Here is a 19,522-nt window from a genome sequence, read left to right on the forward strand (position 1 = left end):
TCTCATGGTTAGCTCGTCATTAATACCACAGGCTCATGATTGGCCAACCCACCAGCAGTAACATCGTGATGTAGAACACCCCCATGATGCCACCCAGCCGCCAGTAATCTTTCGATTTCACATAACCGCAGCCATAGATAATCACACCAGGGCCAGTCGCATATGGCGTCAGAACCCCCATAATCCCAATGGATAACACCAACAGCATGGATAAGTGCTCCATCGGCACACCACTTAGGCCTTTACCGACCGCCAAAATAACCGGCAGCATAGTTGCCGTATGGGCAGACAAACTGGCAAACAGATAATGGGAGAAATAGAACACCAGTACCAGCGCCACCACTGTCATATTCGGCGAGTAACCATCCAGATGGGTACTCATGGTATTGGCGAACCAATCAATGAAGCCCGACCGCGTCAGGCCATTGGCCATCACTACCAGTGTGGCCAGATTCACCAGCGTGTTCCAGGCACTTGAGTATTTGGTAATGTCCCTCCATGACACCACATGCAGTGCCAACATCAGAGATACTGCCAGCAAGCCTACCGCCGTCGCATCAATAAATTTACCGCCAAACACCCATAAGCACAGGCTCAGCAGTACTAAACCAATCAGAATTGCTTCTTTGCGCGTCAACGCGCCCATCTCAGCCAGTGCTGTTTGCGCCCAAGCGGCTACTTCGTCACTCTTGGTCACGCCGGGTTTATACAACACATAAGAGAGCCAGGGAGCCACGATCAGTAAAATTAACCCGACAGGCAGAAACGCCAGGAACCACTGCATCCAACCGATATGAACACCGGCAATTTTATTCACAAACTCAATACCCAGCACGTTAGGCGCTGCACCAGTAACAAACATCGAAGAGCTGATGCTGGTACCGATCACCATCATCCACATCAGGTAACCACCGATACGCCGGGACGACGGATCATTGGGGAATGAGTCAAACAAGGGTGGCAGGTTTTTTACTACCGGGAATACCGTACCCCCGGTACGAGCCGTATTCGATGGCGTAAACGGTGCCAACAGAATATCTATAATAACAATGGCATAACCCAATGTCAGTGTGCGTTTGCCCATGAATTTCACCATGAACAAGGCGATACGGCGGCCAAGTCCGGTGGCTTCATAACCCAGCGCAAAGATAAATGCCCCGAAGACCAGCCAGACGGTGGTACTGGAGAATCCAGCCAGCCCCCATTTTAAAGACTCTTTGCCACCGTTAAAGCTGGGATCGGCCACTTCAGCCGCACTAAACAGCACCCAGTCTGAACTCAGTACACATATCGTCACGGCGATAAAACTTATCGCGGTAGCGGGAATCGGTTCTAAAATCATCCCAACAATCATGGCGACAAAAATCGCAAAATAGCGCCAGGCTTGAGGTGGCATACCTTCTGGGGTGGGAATCAACAGCAGAACAGCCAGCACCACAAAAGGCGCGAGTGCTTTCCATAATTTCTCTTGCGACTTCAACATAGAGCTACTCCTATAGCTGTTACTGGTTCAATAGCAACGCTATTATTTTTGTGAGGGAGATGATGAGGGAACTGCGCCAGAAACCAGGTTAGGATCAGCAGGTCAGCACTGCCGCCGGGGCTAAGGTTGCGGGCGATACATTGGGCATCAAACATTCGCACTCGCATCTGGCTGAGAGGAGAACCCATCCCTGCCGATGAGAGTGAAGCCAGAATCTCTGTCGCCTGTTGTTGCAGCCATTGCAGCCCGGCCATACCGCCACGGGATACCACATTGGTATCGCGATTGACGGACATCAAAATCAGCAAGGTGTGCAATAAGGCATGGTCGGGCTCCGCCCCGTCAGCTAATAAGCGTTGGTAAGCGGGTAAGGCATGATTCAACACCGTCGCGAAGCCAGATTCTGCCTCGCCGCGTGCGCCGGTCAGTCCATAGTGATAGAACAACCGTTGGCCAGCTGTTTGTTGTGAATTCGATTGGCGCAACTCACGCTCTGTCAACCCACAACACAAGCGTGCCGCCTCCTGGCAAATGGTGTCAGCACTAATCCATTCACCTCGCGCTTTCAGCCGGCCCAACGCACAGCAAATTAACCCCAGCGAAAAAACGCTACCTTTATGGGTATTCACCCCCCCGGTGGCGTGGAACATGCTGTTCTCACACGCCAATCCCAGCGGTCGCAGGCTATTCAGTGCAGCCTGCCCACCAAGCTGAGCGTGGTTGATACCCTGTTCGATAAAGCGCGGGAGCCACGGCGCAATGGCATCAGCACTGTGATAAAAATCGATCAGCGCCATATCCTTATGTGCCCCACAATTGAAACGGTCCACCAGGCCCGGTTTTGGTGTCAGATTCACCTCCGCCAGCATGGCGCGATACGCCAGTGCGCCATATTTTTTGGCAAAATCAGACGACACAGCGGGCGATTGAGCCGCCCTGTTGTCAGTGCGTTGCAGTTGTGGCATTGAGCATCAACTCCATCTGAACCAATAATTGGTCAATACTGTGGGTTTGCGCGCGGGCACAGACATTGGCTGGGCGGTGACATAGCAGGCAGCGGCGCGGCGCTAACCCCACATCACGGCGCGACAAGATCTGACCCGATGCATCAAGCACATCGATATCCCATAACCGGCCTTGTGGGTGCTTTAACTCCAGTAATAACGCCGCGTCCTTCACCTGTTCCGCAGGTAAATCCACCGCAATTAAACCTTCACAGCCGGTCGGCAGTGGAAAAATTTCTTGCTGCAACACGGGCCAGCACTGCTGTTGGCTTAGCGAAGTTATTGCCTGCCATGCCAGTGCAAATAATTTGCGCGTTAAGGGGTTATCTTTCACCGCACCGGGTGCCACCAGCGTAAGTGAAATCAGCGTCACCTGATGGCGTGCCAGCCACGCCTGTTGCCTGCTCTGGCGGGACTCACGGCTGGTAAGCAACTCCGGTAAGCTGATGGGCCGATTGGCCGCTAACGCAGGAGAGAGTGTGTTCATCGCCTACTCCTGTATCTGATGAACAACATCAATCACTGAGCCGTCGCGGTAGCGCACCACCGCTACGACGCGATCAGTAAATGCGATTGGTTGTGGCACGCCAGTCAGCAGCAACGCGCGCTGATGCAGCCATTCAATGGTGACGACAGGTAAACCGGCTTGTTGCAAGCGTTCCGCCAATTCGGGCCGGGCTGGATTAACCGCAATACCGTGATCGGTCACTAAAATATCGACACTGGAACCGGGGGTCACACAGGTGGTGACTTCATTGACCAACGTCGGGATCCGGCCACGAACCAAAGGAGCGACGATGATAGACAGCCGTGCGGCCACCGCCGTATCACAATGACCGCCAGAGGCACCGCGTAACACTCCATCGGAGCCGGTCAGTACATTGACGTTAAAACCGGTATCAATCTCCAGTGCACTGAGCACCACCACATCCAGTCGGTCGACTGACGCCCCTTTCGAACTAAAATTGGCGTATTGATTGGCACTGATTTCGATATGACGTGGGTTACGAGCCAGTGAGGCAGCGGCCTGCCGATCAAAGCTTTGCACATCCAACAACTTGGTAATCAGCCCTTTTTCGTGCAGTTCTACCATCGTTGACGTAATGCCACCGAGGGCAAAAGCGGCAGTAATGTTGCGCCGCAGCATTTTATCCTCAAGGAAACGTGTCACCGCCAGCGACGCCCCGCCAGTCCCGGTCTGCAAAGAAAATCCATCGACAAAATAGCCGGAACCGGCAATCACCTCGGCGGCTCGGCGGGCAATCAGTAATTCACGGGGATTAGAGGTCATTCGGGTGGTATCAGCACCGATCTTGTCGGCATCACCGACCTTTTCAACCTGCACAATCAGGTCAACTTGATCTTGGGTAATACTGGCCGGATGATGGGGATAGGTCTCCACCGCTTCTGTCAGCAACACCACACAGTGTGCATATTCTGCATCGACCCTGGCATAGCCCAACGAGCCACAACAGGCATTGCCACTAAAGCCATTAGCGTTGCCAAATTCATCACAGGCCGGTACGCCGATAAAGGCGATATCGATAGTCAGTTCGCCGGATTCAATCAGATTAACCCGACCACCGTGGGAGTGGATCTGTACGGGTTTAGCCAGTAACCCACGTGAAACCTCCTCTGCCAACGGCCCACGCAGGCCGGAGGTATATATCTCACTGACCACGCCATTGCGAATATGATCCACCAGCGGCGAATGGCAGTCGCTCAGCGAGCTGGAGGCCAGGCGCAGGTTTTTGAATCCCATGGCGGCAATGGTATCCATCACCAGATTCAGGGTTAAGTCACCGGCACGGAAAGCGTGGTGAAAGGAGATAGTCATGCCATCCTGCAACCCGGAACGGCGGATAACTGTCTCCAGCGAGTCACATATTTTAATATCGCGCGGCTTCTGTGCCTGTAAATTGGCTTTTGACGTGTTTTGATACAGGTGATACATCGGGCCGTTATCCTGACTGTGACTTAAACTTTCTACTCGTTGTTGCCTATTCATCTTTTATTCCTCACGCAGGCCACTGACTGCACGTTGCAAAACCAACCGCGCCCGTTCAATCACCGGGCTATCTACCATCTTGCCGTTCAGGGAGACCACGCCACGTCCTTCGGCTTCGGCAGCCGCCGCCGCATCCACCACTCGTTGCGCGTGGTGGACTTCTTTCTCGGTTGGGGCGTAAAGGTTGTGTAGCAGTTCAATTTGACGTGGGTTAATCAGCGATTTGCCATCAAAGCCCAGTTGTTTGATCAATGCAGCTTCCTGCAAGAAACCGGCTTCGTTATTGGCATCGGAATAGACGGTATCAAACGCCTGAATCCCAACAGCACGGGCCGCCTGCAAAATTGAACAGCGCGCAAATAGCAACTCAATACCTTCTGGAGAGCGCTCGGTACGCAAGTTACGAACATAATCCTCCGCACCTAATGCAATACCCATCAGGCGAGGAGATGCCTGTGCGATAGCCAGTGCCTGAGTAATACCCTGAGCCGATTCAATCGCGGCCAGCAGACCCGTACTGCCAACTTCGCGGCCGCATTCTGACTCGATCCGACTGATTTCCCGCGCCATATCGGTCACATCTTGCGCACTGTCAGTTTTAGGCAGGCGCACAATATCGGCCCCCCCTCGAACCACTGCTTCCAAATCGGCCAAGCCGTAGGCTGAGTCCAACGCATTGACTCGCACAATGGTTTCTACATCTTGATAAAGCGGGTGTTGCAAAGCGTGATAGACCAAACGTCGGGCGGCATCTTTTTCGCGCAGAATAACGGAGTCTTCCAGATCGAACATCAACGCATCAGCCTGATAAATAAAGGCATTGCTTACCATTGCCGCATTGGCACCGGGAACAAATAACATGCTGCGACGCATTCTGTGTTTCATTTCAGGTTTCATCACGATGCTCTCCATGGCAGAATTTTTTCGTCACTTGCCCTGAGCAGCGCGGTTTCCAACCGTGCCTGCAAAACGCAATCCAGTGCGCCTTTATCGTCAATAATCAGTTGCACTCCGCTTACCCGATACTGTTCCAACAACGCCAAAACGCTGTAACGAATAGCTTCACCAAACTGCTTATCCACACTGCTATGAATTTGCAGGTCTATTTCGGGTGGATTTAGTGGTGCAATGCGCACCATCACGTCGCTCGACTCCAGTGTTCCGGCGACGGCCTCTCTGATAATTTTCATTTTTCACCTGATTAACTTGTCATCAAATTCGAGGTTTCTGATCTACGTATCTGTACCTATCTTTGCGCCCTGCTTTATCAGCTAAAACAGAGCTGGATCCTTTGCTGAGGTTATGCTTTCGCTACCGACTACCTTTTTCGCACGCTGCGCCAGCAGGCGTTGTAGGTAGTGGCAGGTGGCGGGGGGGACCAATTTGCGAATGGTTTCGCCGTCCCCCTGAGCCAGTAATTTGCGTACCCAAGAAGCAGAAATGGCGGTGTTGTGATATTTAAGGCGCTCAATTTCTACCAGTGAGATGGGGGGATAGGCTAATAACGGGGTTTCCAACCAGTAGCCCATGTCATGGTTATATTTGGCGGTCACGGTACAAAACGGCTCGGTACCAACAAAGCGATGAGTAACGCCCAATGCTGGGGCCAAATATTGGCGGAATATTTTCAGATCGATTTCGGTATAACAGTCATCTGCCACACCTTGATCTTTAATGAAATAACACGGGAAGGTGGCACGAGAGATCATATATTCCGAGCCGGGATGCACGGTGAGATTGGCAATATCCTCAGTACCACTGAGCACTAATTGCAGTCGGTCTTCATAAGGGAAACGCGAGTTATCTTCTTTCACCAAAAACAGGTGCAACCAATCACACTGTGCCGCTGCCTGGCGGACTAGATATTGATGTCCACGGGTAAAAGGGTTGGCATTCATTACGATGCTGCCAATTTTTTGCCCCGGTTGGCGTAACTGGCTTAATTGTTTGGCATATCGCTGCAAGCGGCAGGCGCTATTTTCCATCAGCACCACAATCCCCGGAGCACTGGCTATCGGATAAAAGCCACAGGCTTTAAATAAGTCTTCATTCTTGGTCTTGGTATAAATAAACAGATGGCTGTGGTGACGTTCATAGGCCAAATTGACCAGTTCTGTCGCCAGGGTCAGCGCCAATCCCTCCCCCCTAACCTGCTCACTGATTGCCACACATTTGATAATATTGCCTGCAATCCCACCACAGGCCACGAGTTTTTCATTACGGCTTACGGTAATAAATACGTCAACAGTGGTATCTATATTCAGATCGTTAGCACGCAAGAAACGTGTTATTTCTGCAATTTGCTGATGCTCTGAACGATTAATTTGACTAAATACCGTATCCATAATTCACTCTCTAGCATAACGTTTACATAACAAATAAAGCACAAATTGAATTCCTGATGTTCAGGCAAGCCAAAGCGTGCGATTTAAATTAAAAATTCACATAAAAACAACAATATAAAATAAAGACTAAAAAACTAATTTTTAATTTTAATTAATTTACGACCACATGCTAAACATAAAAATAGCGTGGTTAATTGACCTATTTCACATATAAGAGAGTAAATATAAGTTATTTAATGGTTTTAATTTCTTTAATTATTAATATGGTTTTTTATTTCTCTTAGCTATTTAATTATTGCTTAAATTCACTTATGTTAATGCCTGTGCTAATGGTTCATATGTTAATTAAGGTGAGTAGCGTGCCCAGTTCCTCTTCAGGTTTTTCCCCATTACGCAAATTTAAATGGCGCGGCCTAAAATGGAATCGCTTGAAGAATATTGCCTTCCCGCTGCGCATCTTTTTGCTGCTATTAGCCGTCTCGATCATTTTAGTCGGTGCACTTGATCGTTTTCTGAGTCACAGTTTTGAACAATATTTACTGGATCAGGTTAGTAAAACCGCGATGAATCAGGCCAAAATTATCGCGGCGATGGATTCGGTGGTGGATGCAGTAAAACGCCGTGATAAAGCTCAGTTAGCAGAAATTGTGGGTCGGCTGGGTGATACCTCAGATCTTGATTACTTGGTGATTGGCGATACTAAATCAATTCGCCTGTATCACCCTAATCCGAAAATGATTGGTTATCCGATGCAATGGACTAAACCCGGCGCACTGGAACGAGGTGAAAGCTATATCATTTTCGGTAAAGGCTCGATGGGGGAAGCGATGCGGGCTAAAACCCCGATCCGCGACGAACACGGGCAAATCATCGGGATAGTTTCTCTGGGCTACCTGATAAGTAAGATAGACCATTGGCGGCTCGTTTATCTGCTACCCCTTACGCGCTCGTTTATCATAGTGCTGATCGTACTGCTGCTACTGTCATGGCTGTTTGCGCACCACATCCGCCGCCAAATGATGGGGATGGAGCCGAAAGAGATAGCGCGGGTTTTGCGCCAACAAGAGGCTTTGTTCGGTGCCGTATTTGAAGGGCTACTGGCCGTTGATCCTGAGGGAAGGATCACTGCAATCAATCAAAATGCGCGTAAAATGCTGCACATCTCAGCCACGCCACAACAGTTAATTGGTTGCAACGTCAGTGAAGTGGTCTCACCTGACCATTTCTTCCTCGATCAAACCGGCGATAACCGACAGGATGAGCTGTGTACCTTTAATGGCTTGAACACTATTGCCAATCGCGCGGGTATCTGGTCTGAGGAAGGGGTGTTTCAAGGTTGGGTGGTCAGCTTTCGTAGCCAGGACGATATCCATACTCTCAGTGCTCAACTGAGCCAGATTAAACAATATGTCGAGAATCTGCGCACCGTGCGCCACGAGCACCTGAACTGGATGTCAACCATGAGCGGGTTATTGCAGATGAAAGAGTTTGATCGGGCTCTTGAAATGGTCAAAACCGAGTCTTCATCCCATCAGGCGCTGATCGATATGTTACGCACTGCGTTCAGTAACCGGCAAATTGCCGCTTTACTCTTCGGTAAATACCACCGTGCCAAGGAGTTAGGGCTGAGCTTGAACTTTATTCCTGGTTGTCAGTTAGGCATACTGCCGCCCACCATCGGGGAGAACGAGTTAGCCGCCATCATGGGGAATTTACTTGATAACGCTTTTGAGGCTAGCTTGAAGAACCCAGAGTGCGATAAACAGATTGAGATTTATCTATCTGATGAAGGTAATAGCTTGATTTTGGAGGTTGCCGACCACGGTTGCGGTATCGATCCACAACTGCAAGATAACTTATTCGAACGCGGTATCAGTTCTAAAAACTCGGACGAACACGGGATTGGCCTGTATCTGGTTGCCACCTATGTTCAGCAAAGTGGTGGCACCATTACGATAGAAGAAAATCCGCCGCGCGGCACCTTATTTACGGTCTTTATTCCGAAGACGCGTTGATCTCAAAGACGAGGAGATCCCATGGAATGGCTTAATATTTTAGTGGTAGAAGACGAAACACCGCTGGCAGAGATGCATGCAGAATTTATCAAGCAAAGCAGCTATTGCCATGAAGTCTGGCTCGCAGGTAACTTGCAACAAGCCCGCAGCATGGTGACACGCTTCAAACCTGATTTGATTTTGCTGGATAACTATCTGCCTGATGGTAGTGGCCTGGAATTACTGCGTGAAATGACCTTACAGGGCTTCTCTGGCGGCATTATTTTTGTCACCGCTGCCAGCGACAGTGAGACGGTATCTGAAGCAATCCGTTATGGTGTTTTTGATTACCTGATTAAGCCGGTAGCCTATGAGCGGTTGGAGCAGTCATTAGCCCGTTACAGCCACCGCCATCAGGTATTACAAGATGGCACCAAGGTCAATCAGCGCCAGATCGATGAGATGTACAATACCTATGCCCGTGGCGAACAGAAAGTGACGCTACCCTTGGGCATAGACCAGATGACACTGGACAAAATACAAACCCTATTCAGTAATAACACGGCGGAATACACCGCAGAAAACGTCGCCCAGATTCTGGGATTAAGCCGTACCACAGCGCGCCGTTATCTAGAGTTCTGTGCCACTAATCAAACCTTACAGGCAGAAATTATTTATGGCAAGGTGGGCCGGCCACAGCGGATTTATCGCAGTAAAAAATCAATGTAGTCGGCGCGGTACTGCACTCGACAGCAAATGCGTTCCACAGTCAATCTCGTGGAACGCTTTATTGCTCAGATAAAAACTGTCTACTTAATCGTCAGTTCTTTCCTACATGTGTTAAGCCTCTAACATTTTTGATAACAATTATTGCTACAACAAAGATTGATGAGCATCATGCAGGTTAGGTTCCGTAATACAGAAAAATCATGATTAATGTTGCATTGATAGATGACCATGTCGTCGTCCGCTCTGGTTTTGCCCAACTGCTCTCGCTGGAAAAAGATATTCGCATTATTGGTGAATATGGCTCGGCGGCGCAGGCGTGGGCCGAGCTACCGACTATCGATGTACATGTTGCCGTTATGGATATTTCGATGCCGGATGAAAGTGGGCTAAGTCTGCTCAAACGCCTGCGTCAAACTATGCCGAATTTCCGCGCGATTATTCTAAGTATTTATGACACCACCGCCTTTGTGCAAAGTGCAATGGATGCCGGTGCCAGCGGCTATCTGACTAAGCGCTGTGGCCCGGATGAATTGGTTCAAGCGCTGCGGACGGTCAGTGGCGGCGGTTTATATCTGTGTGCTGACGCATTGCGAGCGCTGCGCTATATGCCACAACATCCGCCACAACTGGCGATATTAACACCGCGCGAAAAAGAGGTTTTCCAGTTATTGATCAACGGGGTAAGTGTTAAATCCATTGCCGATCAATTGTCACTCAGCCACAAAACCGTCCACGTCCATCGCGCCAATATTCTGGGCAAACTCCACTGTGAAACCACTGTCGAACTGGTGCATTTTGCCCTACAGCATCAGTTGTTGGTAGGTAACTAAGGATGTTGCAGCTACGGTCGGTGGGGCTGTCGTTGTTTCTGACTATCTTCTATTCTCTGAGTTGGCTCGCCCTGTGGACCATCAGTTTTTATCTCAGTAATGACGGCTTACACGCTGTTTTACTGCTGCCGCAAGGGCTACGGCTGGCCTTAATGATTCTGCTACCCCGCCGTTATTGGCCGGTACTGCTGCTGGCCGAGTGCGGGGTATTGTGGTGGCTGCATAGCGAAGAGTTGCAAGCTACTGCCTTAATTATACTTTCTCCAGCATTGAGTTTACTGCCCGCCTGGCTGACTCAACGCTTCTGGCATCACTACACGCTTTACTGGCAACGGCTATTACTGCTGTTAACCGCAGTGACGGGTAACAGCTTGCTGCACGGCATCCTTCTGGGCTTGTGGTTACCTTTGCCGCTAACGCAAACCCTGCTCGCCACCTTTACCGGCGGTATTTTGTTAGTCCCCTTTACCTATCTTATCTACGAATACCTCAAGCAGCAGCACATCCGCAATCTGTTTTCCCAACAGATGCCTGATCCGCCGCTGCGCACTTCGCTGCTGATTTGGTGCTCGCTGATTTTTGCCATTGGCGTGTGTATACAGGTCGCTATTACGCCAAATATGGAGCGACTGTTACTGATTTTTGTTTTTCTGCCCAATGTGTTTATGGCCTACAAATTCGGTTGGCAAGGAGGGGTATTGGCTGCGGTATTAGGCAGTCTGATGATAACCGTCACCCGCCAGGCCAGTGGTGCATTTCATGATCTGGCGGAACTGGAGCTGTTTCTCTCGACCCAAGCCTTACTGGGAATGACATTGGGTATCGCCATCAGCCGCCAACAGCAATTGACCCAACATCTGCACCGTTACCGCAATCAGTTAGAACAAGAACTGCAAACCCGCCGTAAGCTGATGGAGCGGTTGGTGCATACCGAGGAAGATGTTCGCAAAGAGATCGCGCGCGAATTGCATGATGAAATTGGCCAGAATATCACCGCAATTCAAATCCAGGCGATGTTAGTCAACCGCAGCGCCCCCTCTGCGGCAGCGCAATGCGCAGCGAATCAGATAAGCACCCTGTCACAGCGCATTCATCAAACCACGCGTCAACTGTTGCGGCAGTTACGCCCACCCGTATTGGATGAAATGCCGCTGGATCAGGCGCTGCACCATCTGGCTGAAGAGTTTGCCTTTGCCGAGCAAGGTATCAACTTCCAACTGGATTATGCACTGCCACCTGAGCCTGGTGAAGATGCGGTGGTATTTACCCTGTATCGGCTGGTGCAGGAATTACTGAACAATATTAATAAACATGCTAAGGCACGCAATATTCACGTCAGCTTGCGCATGGGTAACAACATTATCACCCTGGACGTGCGCGATGATGGCATGGGCATTCCGGTGCAACCCCCCGGCGGCGGATTTGGCTTGCGCGGTATTGAAGAACGGGTACGCGCACTGGGCGGTGACTGGTTACTGCAACGGCGATTAGGTACTCGGGTGGTGGTCAATCTGCCCACACATGTCCGCAACAATGACACTGTGAACCTGCCCACAAAATTGGATCAAACATCCTCATAAATAAGCATTATTCCTAGCCATCTACAACCTTGTCTCATTTCTTTCACTTGCGCCTTCCCTACACTCAACTCACTTACTGGAGGAATCCATGCCTGCATCACACATGTCATCAAAGACTTTACCCCCTGAGCCTTTGACGCCAGAACAGGTAAACGCGCGTTATCGCTATTGGCGACCGCGCCTGATGGCCGCCATGGTGATGGGCTACGCCGCCTTTTATTTAACGCGCAAAAGTGTCAATTACGCCATGCCAGTGATGCAACTGGAGCTGGGGTTGGATAAAGGGGATATCGGTTTACTGGGTACCCTGTTTTACCTGGCGTACGGCGGTTCTAAATTTGTCTCCGGTATCGTCAGCGACCGTACTCAAGCCCGTTGGATTATGGGTATCGGCCTGATGATGACAGGGGTGCTGAATGTAGTGTTCACCCTGTGCCATACCCTACCCGCACTGTTAATTGTGTGGACATTGAATGGCTTCTTTCAGGGGTGGGGCTGGCCGCCATGCGCCAAATTACTCAGCACATGGTATTCACGCAGTGAACGCGGTAGCTGGTGGGGATGCTGGAATACCTCGATCAGCATCGGTGGTGCGGCAGTGCCTCTGCTGTCTGCCTTTCTGGCCTCGCACTATGGCTGGCAAGCCGCACTACTGGTACCGGGTGCGATAGGCATCGTATTAGGGATTTGGCTGTGCTGGCAGTTGTGCGATAAGCCGCAACAGCAAGGTTTACCGACTATCGGCCAATGGCGGCGCGATCCACAGGATCAATGGCAGGAGCAACAAAGCCCGCCCATGCCGATGGGGCGTATTTTTCGTGATGCCATTTTACGTAACCGCACCATCTGGTTGCTGGGGGTCTCTTATGTGCTGGTCTATCTGATCCGCATTGCCCTCAACGACTGGGGCAATATCTGGCTGGCGGAGAGCCATGGGGTCAATTTGCTCAGTGCCAACGCCACGTTATCACTATTTGAGTTAGGTGGATTATTTGGCGCGTTGTTTGCTGGCTGGGGATCAGATTTGTTATTTCGCGGTCAGCGTGCGCCGATGATTTTGTTATTTGCACTGGGGTTATTTTTGACGATGACCGCTCTGTGGCTGGCACCGGTACATAACTATCCGCTGCTGTCAGTGACGTTTTTCAGTATCGGTTTTTTTGTTTTCGGACCGCAAATGCTTATTGGACTGGCGGCAACGGAATATACCCATAAAGACGCCGCCGGTACCGTCACTGGATTTCTCGGATTATTTGCCTATCTCGGTGCAGCGCTGGCGGGATGGCCACTGGCACAAGTGTTGCAACATTATGGCTGGCAAGGCTTTTTTGCCTTGTTGACACTGGCTTCAGCCTGCGTCGGGTTGTTACTGATGCCGTTATTGATGACCGGTATGAATTTGTTGGGGTTTGAGCCTGCCGAGAAGAGATTCGCCCCAAGAGACAACAATAATCTTTAGCCCGCAATGGATCGCAGGTTAGTAGCACCAAAAAAGAAAATAAAACAATACGTTAAGTAAATATCAACAATACCTCAACCCTACAATATCAACCCCGTATGTCACTCGGTTTCGGGTTCAGAAGGGGATAAAAGGATAATGTTATGAAACTTACACCACTCTCAGCTCTGATTGCCGCCGGCCTCGCCCTGAGCGCCTTCACTACCGTGGCTAAAGCCGAAGGCCGCCTGGTGATTTATTGCAGTGCCACCAATGCGATGTGTGAAGAAGAAGCCAAAGCCTTTGGGGCAAAATACGATGTAAAAACCAGTTTTATTCGTAATGGTTCTGGCAGCACGTTGGCTAAAGTGGATGCGGAGAAAAAGAACCCGCAGGCCGATATTTGGTATGGCGGTACGCTGGATCCGCAGTCTCAAGCGGGTGAAATGGACCTGCTCTATCCTTACCAATCGCCTAATCTGGCGCAAATCATGCCGCAATTCCGTGATCCGGCAAAACGCAAAGGTAACTACTCCTCAGCAGTTTACATCGGTATTTTGGGGATGGGGGTGAATACCGACCGCTTGAAAGAAAAGGGTCTGCCAGAGCCAAAATGTTGGAAAGACCTGACCAACCCGGTCTACAAAGGTGAAATCCAGATTGCTGACCCACAAAGTTCCGGTACCGCCTACACCGCATTGGCAACTTTTTCACAATTATGGGGTGAAGATGCTGCCTTCGACTACCTGAAAAAACTGAATGCCAACGTATCGCAATACACCAAATCCGGTATTGCCCCAGCCCGTAATGCTGCCCGTGGCGAAACCACGATTGGTATTGGCTTCCTGCATGACTACTCACTGGAAAAAGAGAAAGGCGCACCACTGAAATTGATCTCGCCGTGCGAGGGTTCAGGTTATGAAATTGGCGGAGTAAGCATTCTGAAGGGCGCACGCAATCTGGATAATGCCAAGTTATTCGTTGATTGGGTGTTATCAAAAGAAGCACAGGAACTGGCATGGCAGAAAGGCCAGTCCTACCAGATTCTGACCAATACCACGGCGGCAACCTCGCCTAACTCGCTCAAGTTGGATGATCTGAAGCTGATTAACTACGACATGGACACTTATGGTGCCACTGATATGCGTAAGAAGCTGATCACCAAGTGGGTCAACGACGTCAAGATGGGCCAATAAAAGCCCACAAAGCACTCCGACTCATATAAATAATTTATTTCTATAACCAAGTCATTGGCGTTGCAGCAAGGCAGCAAGTGAATAACAGATCGGTCGGGGGGCCGGTTTGAATAGCATTTATGCTCGCACGCAAGCTAAGCGAACATCGCTGCAACGCCAGGGACAAAGGGTATCTAGGGAACACCATGACACATACACATGCTCTGCGGCTTGCGCAGACACGGGATGCCATTTTCTATTGGCTGGCTTTCGCCGTGGCTGCTTTTGCCCTATTACCCGCTTTTAGCCTGGATTACGGCCTGCTTGAAGCCAGCCGTTCCGAGCTACTGGCGTCTTATGGCTGGTCCGGTCTTAATATCAGTATGCTGTGGTTTGGTCTGCCGTTACTGCTGCTTTTCAGGCCATTGTCACCCGGTGGTCGTGAACACCGTTACCGCCACCTGTTTGATGCAGGTTATGCCCTCTTCTGCGCACTGCTGGTAGTGGTCACCTCGGCCTGGCTCGGGCGCGGACTAGGATTTGCCACTATCGCGCTGTTTATCGCCTTGGGGGCAATAATTACCCTGGCGCTGGCACGCCTTGAATGGCTCGGCGGTGACCGTTTTGTGCTCGGATCACTGGTCACCATTATTGCGCTGATCACTGTTTTTATTCTGTTCCCCAGTATTGCCATTTTTGTCCCAATATTTACCGATGAGAGTGGTGCTTTTGCCCCATGGCAGTTTATGGCAATCCTCGGACAAGCGCATATCCTGCAAGTTATCTGGAATTCGTTCCTGCTGTCAGTGGCGGTTGGCATAGGTTGTACCTTCTTCGGCATGGTACTGGCTATCTACACCACGCGGATTGCCAAACGTTCCGCGTTGCTAGGGCGCATCTTCTCAATTCTGCCCATTGTTACCCCACCTTTTGTCGTCGGGCTGGGCGTAACCTTGATGATGGGCCGCTCCGGCTATGTAACAGAACTGATGGTCACCTGGTTCGGGCTAACCAACACTAACTGGTTATATGGTTTCACTGGCATCTGGCTGGCACAAGTTCTGGCCTTTACGCCAATGTCATTTATGATCCTCGATGGCGCAATCAAAACTATTCACCCGTCGTTGGAAGAAGCGTCTTATACCTTGCGCGCCAGCCGTTGGCAGACCTTTATGCAGGTATTTTTACCGTTGCTAAAACCTGCGCTGGCCAACTCATTCCTGATAGTCATTGTGCAATCGCTGGCGGACTTCAGTAACCCATTAGTATTGGGTGGTAACTTTGACGTGCTGGCCACGCAAATCTACTTCTATATTACCGGCGCACAGCTTGACTATCCGGCGGCATCCACACTGGGTGTTATCTTGCTGATGTTTTCACTGTTTATCTTCTGTATTCAGTATATGTGGATAGGCAAACGCTCTTACGTCACCATTTCCGGCAAATCTTCTCGGGGCGATGTTCAGCCATTACCGGAATCACTGGTGTGGGGGACCACCGCCATGCTGTATGTGTGGATTGCCTTTAACGTTTTATTGTATGGCAGCATTTTCTACGGCAGTTTCACCGTCAACTGGGGGGTCGATTACACCCTGACGTTAAATAACTTTAATCAGCTATTTGGCCAAGGTTTCAGTGATGGCGCATGGCCTTCTCTGCTTGATACGCTGCTCTATGCGGGTATTGCTGCCCCTATCACCGCCGCCTTTGGTCTGCTGATTGCCTATATCGTGGTACGCCAACAGTTCCGTGGTAAAAAAACCATCGAATTCAGCACCATGTTGTGCTTCGCGGTACCGGGAACGGTCGCAGGGGTTTCCTACATTTTGGCCTTTAACAGTGCGCCGGTATACCTGACCGGTACTGCCGCCATCGTTATTATCTCTATGGTGATGCGTAATGTGCCGGTAGGGATACGCGCCGGGATTGCCGGGCTGGGGCAACTGGACAAGTCATTGGATGAGGCATCGCTTAGTCTGCGGGCAGGTTCGCTGCGTACTGTGATTTATATTCTGCTGCCGTTGCTACGCCCGGCGATTCTGTCGGCGCTGATTTACAGTTTTGTACGCGCCATGACGACCGTCAGTGCCATCGTCTTCCTGGTAACACCCGATACCCGGGTCGCCACCTCTTACATCCTTAACCGGGTGGAAGATGGCGAATATGGCATTGCCATCGCTTATGGTTCGATCCTGATAGTGGTCATGCTCGCCATCATCTTCCTGTTTGATTATCTGGTCGGCGAAGCACGAACTGCCCGCTCGAAAGCCAGTAATGCTGAATAATGACGTACTGATAAGGCTGAATGTTATGTCTACTATAAATACAGTGTCTACTCAAAATAACCTGTCAGATCAACAGACAGTGACTACCGATAAGAAACATTTCGTCGAGCTAAAGCACGTTACCAAGCGCTTTGGCAGCAATATCGTGATTGACAGTCTCAACCTGGCTATCCCTAAAGGGGAAATGGTTACCCTGCTGGGGCCATCGGGCTGTGGTAAAACCACGGTATTACGGTTGGTTGCCGGGCTAGAGAAGCCTTCCGGTGGACAAATCTTTATCGATGGTGAAGATGTGACTGACCGATCTATCCAGCAGCGGGATATCTGCATGGTGTTCCAGTCCTATGCCTTGTTCCCGCATATGTCGCTGGGTGAGAATATTGGTTATGGCCTGAAAATGCTGGGCCGACCAAAAAATGAGATTCGCGATCGTGTGCAGGAAGCGTTAGCGTTAGTGGATTTAGACGGCTTTGCCGATCGTTTCGTGGATCAAATATCCGGTGGGCAGCAGCAACGTGTTGCGCTGGCAAGGGCGCTAATCCTCAAACCTAAAGTACTACTGTTTGATGAACCACTCAGTAATCTGGATGCTAACTTGCGCCGCAGCATGCGTGATAAAATTCGTGAATTACAGCAACAGTTTAATATTACCTCACTGTATGTCACCCACGACCAAAGTGAAGCCTTTGCCGTTTCTGATACCGTGCTGGTGATGAATAAAGGCAAAATAATGCAAATTGGTGCGCCACAAGAACTGTACCGTCAACCCGCCTCACATTTCATGGCCAGTTTCATGGGGGATGCCAATGTCTTCCCAGCTACTATTCACAGCAGCAGTGTTGAAATCTTTGGTTATCATATTCCTAAACCACAGGGATTCGCAGCCCAACGGCAACAGTCAACCGTGGGTGTGCGGCCAGAGGCTATCACGCTGAGTCAGCAAGGTGAACCAAGCCAGCGCTGCACCATTAATAAAGTAGCTTATATGGGGCCGCAGTATGAAGTTCTGGTGGATTGGCAAGGCCAATCTTTGCTCTTGCAGGTAAATGCCACGCAACTGCAACCCGCCCCAGGTGACAGCTACTATCTGCAAATCCACCCCTATGGCATGTTTGTACTGGCTGATACACCGCAGTAAACTCATTGGTGGGCGGCGCGCAAATGCGCTGCCCCCTTACGTTGAATGGCCTACATTTTTTTGCGCAAGCATTGAGCTAAAAGCCAAAAATCTCAATAAGTTGCGCAAACTGTAAGCAAACAATCCAAATTTGCTGTTTCCCCTTTGACATGTTCCTCATACCTCGCTATTATTCGCCCCGTTCACACGATTCCTCTGTAGTTCAGTCGGTAGAACGGCGGACTGTTAATCCGTATGTCACTGGTTCGAGTCCAGTCAGAGGAGCCAAATTTAGAGAAACCCGCTTAGGAAACTAAGCGGGTTTCTTGTTTTAATTCTGTTTTTCACGCTCTACCGCAATTTTAAGATACGTAATGTATTATCATTAATTACATTACGTTACTGCCTGAAAAACCATTATCAGATAGGACCTATCTCCCTGATATTCATACCAGAATAATCCATGCGATGGATTATAGAAGTTTCCTACACACAGAGCTGAAAAATCGTATATATTTACATTTAGAATTATAAATTAACTATTTCTTCTCTATTTTTCTGAATAAGCCATTTTAAAATTAATAAAAAAAATCCTAATTCGTTTATAATCAATTCACTAGGTAGAATAAGCTTGCTGAGCTGAGTTGGCTTAAGTGATCTAAACATGAACAAGAATCTTTTCTTGATAATCTATAATTAGAGATTAGAATCACCGAAATAGTACTTTGGGCATCGGCAGCAGTGGTTCTTGTTTATCTCGTCTTGGGTAATCATTTGGAGTCGATCGGTGCAAGCGAGTAGCAGTGAATTAACTCTGCGAATCCCAAGATATAACGGTTTACGGAGAGAACATGACAAAATCAGTGATGATAGTTGATGACCACCCGGCTATTCGAGTCGCCATTCGGGCATTACTATCACAAAGTGAAGACTTTTCAACTATTTATGAATCAGTTGACGGTAGTGAAGCCTTAGAAATATTAAAAAATAACCCTGTAGACTTGGTTATTATTGATATTGAGTTACCTAACTTTGATGGTTTCTCGTTGTTGAAAAAACTGCAGCAACGTGGATTTACCGGTAAATCATTATTCTTGTCCGCCAAGAATGAGCAAGTGTTTGCAGTGCGGGCATTACAGGCAGGCGCTAACGGTTTTATCAGTAAAAATAAAGATATTAGCGAAATTCTTTTTGCTGCGCAGAACGTATTACGCGGCTATTCATTCTTCCCCTCTGAAACGTTGACCCAATTAGCCGGGCAACCTTCCAACCATGACCCTGTCAATCGGGCGAGGTTGTTGTCAGAGCGAGAAATTAATGTTTTGCGTTATCTGGTGAATGGTTTGTCAAATAAACAGATTGCTGACGAAATGTTTATCAGTAACAAAACCGTCAGTACCTATAAAACCCGTATCCTGACCAAATTAGGGCTAAGTTCTGTAATTGAACTGGCAGATTATGCACATACCCATAATTTGGTATAATTCAGGCTGGTCTGCTTTAGCGCTGACAACGCTATCTTTACGTAGTAGGT

Annotated in this window: 16 protein-coding genes and 1 tRNA gene; 10 read left to right on the top strand and 7 right to left on the bottom strand. The window is 49.5% G+C overall.

Annotated features, from left to right (window positions below; all coding sequences use genetic code 11):
* Positions 1-19 precede the first annotated feature (19 nt).
* The 7 genes from EL015_RS12990 to citC all read right to left on the bottom strand — a co-directional run bounded on the left by EL015_RS12990 (position 20) and on the right by citC (position 6,840).
* Positions 20-1,483: an anion permease gene (locus EL015_RS12990; RefSeq protein ID WP_032906449.1), complete on the bottom strand. Its 1,464-nt coding sequence runs from the start codon at positions 1,481-1,483 to the stop codon at positions 20-22.
* Complete coding sequence (citG, locus tag EL015_RS12995) at positions 1,477-2,448, bottom strand: triphosphoribosyl-dephospho-CoA synthase CitG (protein ID WP_032906447.1); 972 nt, start codon at positions 2,446-2,448, stop codon at positions 1,477-1,479. Before citG ends, EL015_RS12990 begins: the two co-directional genes overlap by 7 nt.
* A complete protein-coding gene (gene citX, locus EL015_RS13000; RefSeq protein WP_005185535.1) occupies positions 2,426-2,974 on the bottom strand; it encodes a citrate lyase holo-[acyl-carrier protein] synthase in 549 nt (182 codons plus the stop codon). Before citX ends, citG begins: the two co-directional genes overlap by 23 nt.
* 3 nt (positions 2,975-2,977) lie before the next feature.
* Positions 2,978-4,495 carry a citrate lyase subunit alpha gene (citF, locus tag EL015_RS13005; protein ID WP_005185532.1) on the bottom strand — a complete coding sequence of 506 codons (1,518 nt, stop codon included), beginning with the start codon at positions 4,493-4,495 and terminating at the stop codon, positions 2,978-2,980.
* 3 nt (positions 4,496-4,498) lie between these two features.
* Complete coding sequence (gene citE, locus EL015_RS13010) at positions 4,499-5,392, bottom strand: citrate (pro-3S)-lyase subunit beta (RefSeq protein WP_005185530.1); 894 nt, start codon at positions 5,390-5,392, stop codon at positions 4,499-4,501.
* The gene (citD, locus tag EL015_RS13015) at positions 5,392-5,685 is read right to left on the bottom strand and encodes a citrate lyase acyl carrier protein (protein WP_032906444.1); all 294 of its coding nucleotides are present in this window, start codon (positions 5,683-5,685) and stop codon (positions 5,392-5,394) included. Before citD ends, citE begins: the two co-directional genes overlap by 1 nt.
* Positions 5,686-5,766: 81 nt before the next feature.
* The gene (citC, locus tag EL015_RS13020; protein WP_042569534.1) at positions 5,767-6,840 is read right to left on the bottom strand and encodes a [citrate (pro-3S)-lyase] ligase; all 1,074 of its coding nucleotides are present in this window, start codon (positions 6,838-6,840) and stop codon (positions 5,767-5,769) included.
* Positions 6,841-7,178: 338 nt separating this feature from the next.
* On the opposite strand from citC, the gene dpiB reads away from it, so the two are divergent.
* From dpiB to EL015_RS13070, 10 genes are all read left to right on the top strand, one after another.
* Positions 7,179-8,855 (top strand): sensor histidine kinase DpiB, encoded by a 1,677-nt coding sequence (gene dpiB / locus EL015_RS13025; RefSeq protein WP_005185525.1) that lies wholly within the window; start codon positions 7,179-7,181, stop codon positions 8,853-8,855.
* A gap of 21 nt (positions 8,856-8,876) precedes the next feature.
* Positions 8,877-9,563: a two-component response regulator DpiA gene (gene dpiA / locus EL015_RS13030; protein ID WP_005185524.1), complete on the top strand. Its 687-nt coding sequence runs from the start codon at positions 8,877-8,879 to the stop codon at positions 9,561-9,563.
* A gap of 200 nt (positions 9,564-9,763) precedes the next feature.
* The gene (locus EL015_RS13035) at positions 9,764-10,393 is read left to right on the top strand and encodes a response regulator transcription factor (protein ID WP_005185521.1); all 630 of its coding nucleotides are present in this window, start codon (positions 9,764-9,766) and stop codon (positions 10,391-10,393) included.
* 2 nt (positions 10,394-10,395) lie between these two features.
* The gene (locus EL015_RS13040) at positions 10,396-11,973 is read left to right on the top strand and encodes an MASE1 domain-containing sensor histidine kinase (RefSeq protein WP_032906440.1); all 1,578 of its coding nucleotides are present in this window, start codon (positions 10,396-10,398) and stop codon (positions 11,971-11,973) included.
* A gap of 88 nt (positions 11,974-12,061) precedes the next feature.
* Positions 12,062-13,432 carry an MFS transporter family glucose-6-phosphate receptor UhpC gene (uhpC, locus tag EL015_RS13045; protein ID WP_072089623.1) on the top strand — a complete coding sequence of 457 codons (1,371 nt, stop codon included), beginning with the start codon at positions 12,062-12,064 and terminating at the stop codon, positions 13,430-13,432.
* 143 nt (positions 13,433-13,575) lie between these two features.
* On the top strand, positions 13,576-14,607 hold the full coding sequence (locus EL015_RS13050) for an ABC transporter substrate-binding protein (RefSeq protein ID WP_005185514.1): 1,032 nt from the start codon (positions 13,576-13,578) through the stop codon (positions 14,605-14,607).
* 185 nt (positions 14,608-14,792) lie between these two features.
* The gene (locus EL015_RS13055) at positions 14,793-16,871 is read left to right on the top strand and encodes an ABC transporter permease (RefSeq protein ID WP_005185512.1); all 2,079 of its coding nucleotides are present in this window, start codon (positions 14,793-14,795) and stop codon (positions 16,869-16,871) included.
* Positions 16,872-16,896: 25 nt separating this feature from the next.
* Positions 16,897-18,009: a ferric ABC transporter ATP-binding protein gene (gene fbpC / locus EL015_RS13060; protein ID WP_042569531.1), complete on the top strand. Its 1,113-nt coding sequence runs from the start codon at positions 16,897-16,899 to the stop codon at positions 18,007-18,009.
* Positions 18,010-18,200: 191 nt separating this feature from the next.
* Positions 18,201-18,276 (top strand) — tRNA-Asn (locus EL015_RS13065).
* Between the two features lie 563 nt (positions 18,277-18,839).
* Positions 18,840-19,472, top strand: coding sequence for a response regulator transcription factor (locus tag EL015_RS13070; RefSeq protein ID WP_005185509.1), 633 nt, complete (start codon positions 18,840-18,842; stop codon positions 19,470-19,472).
* Positions 19,473-19,522: the final 50 nt, after the last annotated feature.

The organism is Yersinia intermedia, from assembly GCF_900635455.1.
Lineage (GTDB): Bacteria > Pseudomonadota > Gammaproteobacteria > Enterobacterales > Enterobacteriaceae > Yersinia > Yersinia intermedia.